General features: G+C 69.0%; 7 protein-coding genes and 2 pseudogenes. 8 read left to right on the top strand and 1 reads right to left on the bottom strand.

Features of this window, described 5'->3' with window-relative positions; all coding sequences use genetic code 11:
• From ACHFFZ_RS01870 to ACHFFZ_RS01835, 8 genes and pseudogenes are all read left to right on the top strand, one after another.
• Positions 1–1,186 (top strand): Hsp70 family protein (locus ACHFFZ_RS01870; RefSeq protein ID WP_394274967.1); only part of this gene is annotated, 1,186 nt, incomplete at its 5' end.
• Positions 1,187–1,345: 159 nt separating this feature from the next.
• Positions 1,346–1,912 (top strand): nucleotide exchange factor GrpE, encoded by a 567-nt coding sequence (gene grpE, locus ACHFFZ_RS01865; protein WP_129457910.1) that lies wholly within the window; start codon positions 1,346–1,348, stop codon positions 1,910–1,912.
• Positions 1,912–3,012, top strand: a complete 1,101-nt coding sequence (locus ACHFFZ_RS01860; RefSeq protein ID WP_394274966.1) for a DnaJ C-terminal domain-containing protein — start codon at positions 1,912–1,914, stop codon at positions 3,010–3,012. Before grpE ends, ACHFFZ_RS01860 begins: the two co-directional genes overlap by 1 nt.
• A 2-nt stretch (positions 3,013–3,014) precedes the next feature.
• On the top strand, positions 3,015–3,434 hold the full coding sequence (locus ACHFFZ_RS01855; protein ID WP_394274965.1) for a MerR family transcriptional regulator: 420 nt from the start codon (positions 3,015–3,017) through the stop codon (positions 3,432–3,434).
• Positions 3,435–3,477: 43 nt separating this feature from the next.
• Positions 3,478–3,648, top strand: a complete 171-nt coding sequence (locus tag ACHFFZ_RS01850; RefSeq protein WP_394274964.1) for a hypothetical protein — start codon at positions 3,478–3,480, stop codon at positions 3,646–3,648.
• Positions 3,623–4,585: pseudogene (locus ACHFFZ_RS01845) on the top strand (FAD/NAD(P)-binding oxidoreductase). The gene ACHFFZ_RS01850 and the pseudogene ACHFFZ_RS01845 overlap by 26 nt, the downstream one beginning before the upstream one ends.
• Before the next feature lie 239 nt (positions 4,586–4,824).
• A pseudogene (locus ACHFFZ_RS01840) lies at positions 4,825–5,586 on the top strand (transposase).
• Between the two features lie 28 nt (positions 5,587–5,614).
• Positions 5,615–5,911 carry a hypothetical protein gene (locus tag ACHFFZ_RS01835; protein ID WP_394274963.1) on the top strand — a complete coding sequence of 99 codons (297 nt, stop codon included), beginning with the start codon at positions 5,615–5,617 and terminating at the stop codon, positions 5,909–5,911.
• A gap of 128 nt (positions 5,912–6,039) precedes the next feature.
• Here the strand turns inward: ACHFFZ_RS01835 and ACHFFZ_RS01830 are convergent, their stop codons facing one another.
• The gene (locus ACHFFZ_RS01830; RefSeq protein ID WP_394274962.1) at positions 6,040–7,881 is read right to left on the bottom strand and encodes a glycoside hydrolase family 127 protein; all 1,842 of its coding nucleotides are present in this window, start codon (positions 7,879–7,881) and stop codon (positions 6,040–6,042) included.
• Between the last annotated feature and the right edge of the window lie 116 nt (positions 7,882–7,997).

Genomic DNA, 7,997 nt, shown 5'->3' with positions numbered 1-7,997 from the left:
GAACAAGAACGGCATTGACCTGTCCAAGGACAAGATGGCTTCCCAGCGTCTGCAGGAGGCTGCCGAGCGCGCCAAGATCGAGCTGTCCTCCTCCCAGGAGACCAGCATCAACCTGCCCTACATCACCGCCGGCGCCGAGGGCCCGCTGCACCTGGACGAGAAGCTCACCCGCTCCGAGTTCCAGCGCATGACCCAGGACCTGCTGGACCGCTGCAAGGTGCCCTTCAATGCCGTGATCAAGGATGCCAACACCTCGGTCGACAAGATCGACCAGGTCATCCTGGTGGGTGGCTCCACCCGCATGCCCGCCGTCGCGGACCTGGTGAAGGAGCTGTCCGGCAAGGAGCCGCACAAGGGTGTCAACCCAGACGAGGTCGTCGCGCTGGGTGCCTCTCTGCAGGCCGGTGTGCTGAAGGGTGAGGTGAAGGACGTACTGCTGCTTGACGTGACCCCGCTGAGCCTGGGCCTGGAGACCAAGGGTGGTGTGATGACCAAGATCATCGAGCGCAACACGACGATCCCGACGAAGCGCTCGGAGGTCTTCACCACCGCCGAGGACAACCAGCCGTCGGTGATGGTGCAGGTCTATCAGGGTGAGCGCGAGTTCGCCCGCGACAACAAGTCGCTCGGCAACTTCGAGCTGACCGGCCTGATGCCCGCCCCGCGTGGCGTGCCGCAGGTCGAGGTCACCTTCGACATCGACGCGAACGGCATCGTGCACGTGCACGCCAAGGACCTGGCCACGGGCAAGGAGCAGTCGATGACCGTCACCGGTGGTTCGGCGCTGGGCAAGGAGGACATCGACCGGATGGTCCGTGACGCTGAGGCGCACGCCGAGGAGGACCGCAAGCGCCGTGAGGCCGTCGAGATGCGCAATGAGGCCGATGCCCTGGCCTTCCGCACCGAGAAGCTGCTGGCCGACGCCGACAGCATCGGTGACGAGGTCAAGGCCCCGGTCGTCGAGGCCCTGGAGAAGCTGAAGGAGGCCCTGAAGGGCACCGACAACGACTCCGAGGTCAAGGCCGCGATGGAGGACCTGAACACCAAGGCCGCCGCCATGGGCCAGGCCGTCTATGCGGCCAGTCAGGCGCAGGCCCAGGAGCAGGCCCAGGAGCAGGCCTCCCCGGCCGATGCCGGTGGTTCGGACGACGACGTGGTCGACGCGGAGATCGTCGACGACAAGTGATCCGCCGGGTGGGGTCGCCTCGCGGCCCCACCCGTCCCGGGCGGTGGCCACGCGATCGGCCCGCAGCACCCCCCCTGCGGGCGCTTCGCGGGGCCATGGGCCATTCGCAGCAGTGCCTACCCGCCAGGTGCTGCCACCCACCAGACATGAGGAAAACAGATGAGCGCAGACGACGTGACCACCACGACCGGTCAGCAGAGCACGACCGCTGAGGAGCTCGACGCTGCCGCGCAGGTCGAGGCGCTGCGCGCGCAGGTGGCCGAGCTGAAAGGTCGCCTGGCCGAGCGCACCGAGGACTTGCAGCGGCTGCAGGCCGAGTACGTCAACTACAAGAAGCGCGTAGACCGCGACCGCGACCTGGCGCGGCGGGGCGGTGTCGAGAAGGTGCTCGGTGAGCTGCTGCCGGTGCTCGACGCTATCCGCTTGGCCGACGAGCACGGCCAGCTGGACGGACCGGTGAAGGTGCTGGCCGACCAGGTGCTGGCCCTCACCACCCGTCACGGCATGACCAGCTTCGGTGAGGTCGGTGACGCCTTCGACCCGGCCCTGCACGAGGCGCTGATGCAGCAGCCCTTGCCCGGCGCCACCCAGACCTGTGTCTCGCAGGTGATGCAGCCCGGCCACCGCATCGATGACAAGGTGCTGCGCCCCGCCCGGGTCGCGGTCAGTGACCCCGATCCCGAGGCCACCACCCACGATGACCTGACGGGACAGGAGGACCGCTGATGAGCGCCCAGGACTGGGTCGACAAGGACTTCTACAAGGTGCTCGGGGTCTCCAAGGACGCTTCTGACAAGGACATCAAGAAGGCCTTTCGCAAGCTGGCCCGCGAGAACCACCCCGACCAGCACCCCGGTGACGCTGCGGCGGAGGCCCGCTTCAAGGAGGTCTCCGAGGCCAACTCGGTGCTGTCCAACCCCGACTCGCGCCGCGAGTACGACGAGATCCGCGAGATGGTCGCCAACGGCGGTTTCGGCTACGGATCCGGCGCCGGCCAGTACGGTGCGGGTTTCCCGGGTGCCGGAGACCAGTACGGCCAGGGCGGTGGTGGGCCCTTCACCTACAGCTACTCCACGGGTGGCTCGGCCGAGCACCTGTTCGGCCAGGGTGGCGGCTACGAGGACATCCTGGGTGGCCTGTTCGGCCAGGGCGGTGGCTTCGGTGGGCGCCGCCCGCAGGGCCCGCGCCAGGGTGCCGACATCGAGGGTGAGGTGACCATCGGCTTCGAGGAGGCCGTGGCCGGCACGATGGTGTCGATGCAGCTGGTCTCGCAGGTGCCGTGCACGGCCTGTGGCGGGGCCGGCATCACCTCGGGCAACCCGCCGCAGGTGTGCGGCTCGTGCGGTGGCACCGCCCGGGTGCCGCAGTCGCGGACGATGAAGGTACGCATCCCGGCCGGCGTCGACGACGGGCAGACCATCCGGATCAAGGGCAAGGGTTCGACCGGCGTCAACGGCGGACCTGCCGGCGACCTGCTGGTGCGCGTCCACGTCACCCCGCACCGGCTGTTCGGCCGCAAGGGCCGTGACCTGACCCTCGACGTGCCGGTCACCGTCGACGAGCTGATCCTGGGCGCCGACATCGAGGTGCCCACCCTCGACGGTGGACGGGTGACGGTGCGCGTGGCCGAGTGCACGCCCAACGGCCGCACGCTGCGGGTGCGCGGCAAGGGCGTGAAGACCAAGGCCGGCACCGGTGACCTGCTGGTGACCCTGCAGGTGCAGATGCCGAGCAGCGTGAATGACCAGGCCAAGCAGGCCATCCGAGACTTCGCCCGCGCGATGGGTGAGACCAACCCGCGCGCCTCGATTCTGGGAAGGGAATGACCATGACCAGCAACAACCACGAGCGGCGTGACAACGTCGTGTTCACCACCATCCAGGTGGTGCACCTGACCGGGATCCACCCGCGCACCCTGGATGCCTTCGCCCGGGCCGGGATCGTGCATCCCGGCCAGGACATGGCCGGCCAGCCCGTCTACGGCCGGGCCGACGTGGCCCGGCTGCGCCAGGCGCGCAACATGGTGCAGCACGCCGGGATGCCCGTCGCGCAGGTGGCCTCAATCTTCGCGCTGCGCGACCAGATCGACCAGACGCGACGTGAGCTCGACCACCTGGTCGGCCAGTTGTGGGCCGAGCTGGACAGCGCGATACCCACGCCCAGTGGCCGCGTGTTCACCACGGGCGCCGACGGCCGGGTCTGGGTCGGGCGTCACCGCCCGGGTGCCCGGCGTCGTCTGGGCCGCTGAGCCCGCCCGGCCACCCCCTGACATCCTCCGGAAAGGAAGTCCCATGGACATCGTGATCATCGGCGGCGTCGCCGCCGGCATGTCGGCCGCCGCCCGCCTGCGGCGTTTCGACGAGCAGGCCTCCATGACCGTCGTGGCGAAGTCGGGCCACATCTCCTCCGCTCGCCGACTGCGGTCTGCCCTACTACGTGGGTGGTGTGATCACCGACCGTGATGCCCTGCTGCTGCAGACGCCCGAGGCCATCAAGGCCCGCTTCAACATCGACGTACTGGTCAACACCCGCGCCGAGGCCATCGACCGCACAGCTCACACCGTCACCGTCACCGACCTGGCCACTGGCGCCGCCCGGCGTCTGCACTACGACCGGCTGGTGCTGGCGCCCTGTGCCACACCGGTGGGTCCGTCGATCCCCGGCATCGAGTGGGCACTGACCCTGCGCAATGTCGAGGACGCCGATGCGCTCGCTGCCGCCGCCCAGCAGGCCCGCACCGACGCGGTGACCGGCGGCGGTTTCATCGGTCTCGAGGTCGCCGAGAACCTCGTTCGCAAGGGCCTGCAGATGGCGCTGGTGGAGGCCACCGACCAAGTCCTGGCACCGCTCGACCCCGAGATGGCCACACCTGCGCGACGCGCTGCGCTCGGCCGGGGTCGACCTGCACCTGGGGTGCGCGGTCACCGCCATCGGTGACCACGACGTGACCCTCGCCGACCAGTCGATCCTGGATGCCGACCTGGTGGTGGCCGCCATCGGGGTGCGCCCTGACTCGCAGCTCGCCCGTGATGCGGCCTGGAGTGCGCACCCAATGGCGGGATCGTCGTCGACCGGAACCTCACCACGCGCAATCCGCACATCTACGCGGCCGGTGACGCCGTGGCCAAGCATGACGCCGTCGATGGGTGCTTGGTCCTGGTGCCGCTGGCCCAGACGGCGAACCTGCAGGGACATCGGATCGCCGACCGCATCATGGGCCGCGAGATCGGCGACCGTCCGGTGCTCGGCACCGCAATCGTGGACCTGTTCGGTCTACAGGCGGCCACCGTCGGCTGGAATGAGAAGCGCCTGCGTGCCGCAGGCGCCCCTACCGCGCGATCCACACCCATCCGACCGACCATGCCGGCTACTACCCCGGCGCCACACAGATGGCGCTGAAACTGCTCGTCGACCCCTACACCGACGCGATCCTCGGAGCCCAGGGCGTGGGCCCAAGGGTGTTGACAAGCGGATCGATGTCATTGCCACGGCAATGACCGGCCATGTGATGGCCAGTGATCTGGCGGAACTGGAACTGGCCTCTGCGCCGCCCTTCGGCAGCGCCAAGGGGGCCTTGACCCCGGGTTGTGGACACGTGGAATCCAGCATGGGCTGGAGGAAGCGAGATGATCATCACCATGGCCCAGAAGTTCTACTCGATGGAGTTTCGTCCGCAGGCCGTTGACTTGTACGAGACCACGCCCGGCGCGACGCTGAAGCAGATCGCTGGGGAGCTGGGCGTCTCCCGCGGGACCCTGTCGTTGTGGGTCAAGGACTTGGTCAACGGCGTGAGATCTGGCGAGGAGCCCGTCACCGTCAAACCCACTGCTGGTGAGTCGACGGCGACTCGGATTGCCCGGCTGGAGGCCGAGAATGCCCGGTTGCGGGCGGACAAGGCCAGGGTGGAGACCGAGCGCGACATCCTGGGCAAGGCGGCCAAGTATTTCGCCGGGGAGACGAGCTGGCCAACCGCTTCTGGTTCGTCGCCGACCACCAGACCACCTACCAGGTGAAGCGGTTGTGCCAGGTGTTGGAGCTGTCCCGCTCCTCATTCTATGCCTGGCAGAAAGCCGGCCCGGCCCGTCAGCAGCGCGCTGAGGACGACGCTGTCCTGGCTGCACGGATCCGCGCCGTGCAGGACCCGAAAGCTGGTGGGGACCCGGCCTATGGGGCGCCGCGGGTGACCGTCGAACTGAACGACGGCGCCGCCCGCGAGGCCGCCCATTACGAAGCGCTCACCCGAGAGCCCCAACCCGTATAGGAGCGGCAGAGAACCTGGGGCGCTTCACTTTCGCTGGCTCGTGCGCTACAACACCCGACGACGCCACTCTTGGTGCGGATACCTGTCCCCGAACACTTACGAGGCCCTCCGGGCCGCTCCGCTGCCAACCGCAGCGTAATCAACCACCACCGTGTCCACGATCCGGGGTGAAGGCCCGTCGCGACCGCAAGCTGCCTGAGCAGGCGCGCCAGCACGCGGCCGAGGCCCTCGAGGAGGCGCGACAGAAGGCGGCCGGGGTGGCCGGGGTGAGTGTGGTGGTCACCCACGGTGACAGTTTGGGCGACGTCATCGACCAGGTCGACTGGAAGCCAGACAGTATCGCGGTGGTAGGTGCCTCCAGGCTCGCACCGGGGCGCCAGGCCCCCCTCCTCGGGGCGCTGGTGGCACGTGCCCAGGCGAGCATCCCGGTGCCGATGGCGGTCGTCCCGCTAGACGAGCCCTGAGCAGAGCAGGAAGCGATCCACGAACGGCCCAGGGGCCAGTGCAGGACTCCTCTGCACTGGCCCCTGGGTCCGTCTGCGCAAGTCTGCGGGCCAGACCAACGGCCCGAGCCGGCTGGTCAGCCAGACGATCAGATCGTCGGCAGCCAGACGCGCATCGGGCTGTTGCCGCGGTTGCCCCACTGGGAGTAGGGCACCAGGGTGGTCTCGCGAACCTCGGGTGTCACCGCCACCATGGTGTGCGAGTACAGCGCCTGCGGCTTCTTGCGGAAGCTCGCCGGCACCGTGATCTTCGGCAGCTCGCCCTCGGCCGCCTCCTGCACCTGGGCCTCGGTGTGGAAGACCAGGTTCTCGATCTGTGGGTTGTCGACGCCCTCGGCGCAGTAGACCACCGGTCCCCGCAGCAGCGCACGGCAGCCACGGGCCGCGTCGACGCGCGGGTGGGCGTAGACGAAGCGGGGCTCCATGTGGAAGTCGAGGGTTTCCTCGAAGCCCGCCACCAGCGGACGGTCGATGTAGCCGTCCACCACCAGCGCCTTGCGGCCGCTCATCGAGTGCTTCTCGCACCAGGCGGGCACCCGCATCCGCAGGCGGGCACCGGGACGGGCCTCGCCCTCCAGGCGGACCGTGACGCGGCCGCTGGCCGGGTAGCCGGTCTCCACCACGAGGTGGCCCTCGCCGACCTGTTCGGGCAGGTCGATGGTGCCGGGCACCCACTGCTGGATCGACAGCGTCGCGCCCGAGGTGGTCGCAACATAGGTGCCCATGCTGGCGGCCAGCCGCACGAGACTGGTGGGGCAGCAGGAGTGGTTGAGCCACTCGGCGCGCTCGATGCGGTTGTTGTCCTCGTCACGCTGGCGGCTGCGCACCTGCAGCGGGTTGGAGCTGAAGAAGCGGGTGCCGTCCTCGCTCACGCCCACGGCCAGCGCGTTGTACAGCACGCGCTCGATGGCGGCGGCATAGCGGGCGTCGCCGGTGAGCAGCAGCATGCGGTGGTTGGCCGAGACGTCGGCGATGCTGGCGCAGGTCTCGGCATAGGCGCGCGAGGGCGGCAGCTCGTAAGGGGCGCCGAAGCTCTCGTCGTAGTGGCGGGAACCCAGTCCGCCGGTGATGTAGGTCTTCGAGAGATGGGCGCTGTCCCAGCGGGCGACCAGGGCCTTGTGCAGCTCGGTGTCGTCGGGGTACTCGGCCAGGATGTCGGCGCAGCTGGAGTCCAGGTAGCGCTGGCGGCGGGCGTGGCCCAGGGCCTCATGGGCGTCGCGGACGCTCTCGTGGTCCTGGAAGAAGCTCGACGGCAGGGCGCCGTAGCGCAGGCGGTTCTGGCCACGACGGTCCAGCAGCGCCTTGGCTGTCTCCAGGTACTTCTTCTCCCCGGTCTCGCGATAGAATTCGACCAGCGCGCCCTCGATACCGGGGTGGCCGTCGTAGCCCTCCTTGCCGGGGCCGAAGCGCTCCACCACCAGGTCGGCCCACTTGCGGGCAATCTCCAGCAGGTCGGTGCGGCCGGTGCGGGCCAGCGTGATGGAGGCCTTCACCAGGTGTGAACCGGTGAACAGCTCGTCGCCCATCGCCTGGTCGCTGAAGTGCTCGTAGTCGGGCTGGGCCTGTCCCCACGAGTTGAGGTAGCCGTCCTCCTGCTGGACGGCGCCAGCCAGCTCGACCACCTCGTCGACGAAGTCGGTGAAGTCCAGCTCGCCGTGGCGCACGTTCTCCCAGGCGATGGCCTCGACGACCTTGTAGATCTCGGAGTCGGAGTTGTTGGGGCCAATGTGGTCGGCCTTGACGCCGTCGCGCACATTGCGCAGGTTCTGCATGGAGGTCTCCTGCAGCTTCGCGATCACGTGCGGCAGCGTTGCCTCGTGGTTGCGGCGCTGGAAGCGGCCCATCCATCCGTCCTCGGCGGGATGGACGCTGGTCAGTGCGACGGGCGCCTGGGCGGCGCTGAACGCGGCCGGGGTGACTGGGTGGGGCATCGGTGCATCCTCCCTGGCGTCGAGACGCCAGCTCGCTGGGTCGAACTTCTCACTGCACAGCCTATGAGACTCTGGCTGCGGTGGCGCCCGCGGACCGGCTTTGGCGCCGGCACAGG

This window comes from Luteococcus sp., from assembly GCF_043424415.1.
Lineage (GTDB): Bacteria > Actinomycetota > Actinomycetes > Propionibacteriales > Propionibacteriaceae > Luteococcus.
Note: the sequence above shows the minus strand (reverse complement) of the source record. Positions and strands in the feature narration are given on the sequence as shown.

Bases quoted from the DNA above. Each gene is read 5' to 3' on its own strand.
- grpE (WP_129457910.1), top strand. From the start codon at position 1,346: ATGAGCGCAGACGACGTGACCACCACGACCGGTCAGCAGAGCACGACC.
- ACHFFZ_RS01860 (WP_394274966.1), top strand. From the start codon at position 1,912: ATGAGCGCCCAGGACTGGGTCGACAAGGACTTCTACAAGGTGCTCGGG.
- ACHFFZ_RS01855 (WP_394274965.1), top strand. From the start codon at position 3,015: ATGACCAGCAACAACCACGAGCGGCGTGACAACGTCGTGTTCACCACC.
- ACHFFZ_RS01850 (WP_394274964.1), top strand. From the start codon at position 3,478: ATGGACATCGTGATCATCGGCGGCGTCGCCGCCGGCATGTCGGCCGCC.
- ACHFFZ_RS01830 (WP_394274962.1), bottom strand. From the start codon at position 7,881: ATGCCCCACCCAGTCACCCCGGCCGCGTTCAGCGCCGCCCAGGCGCCC.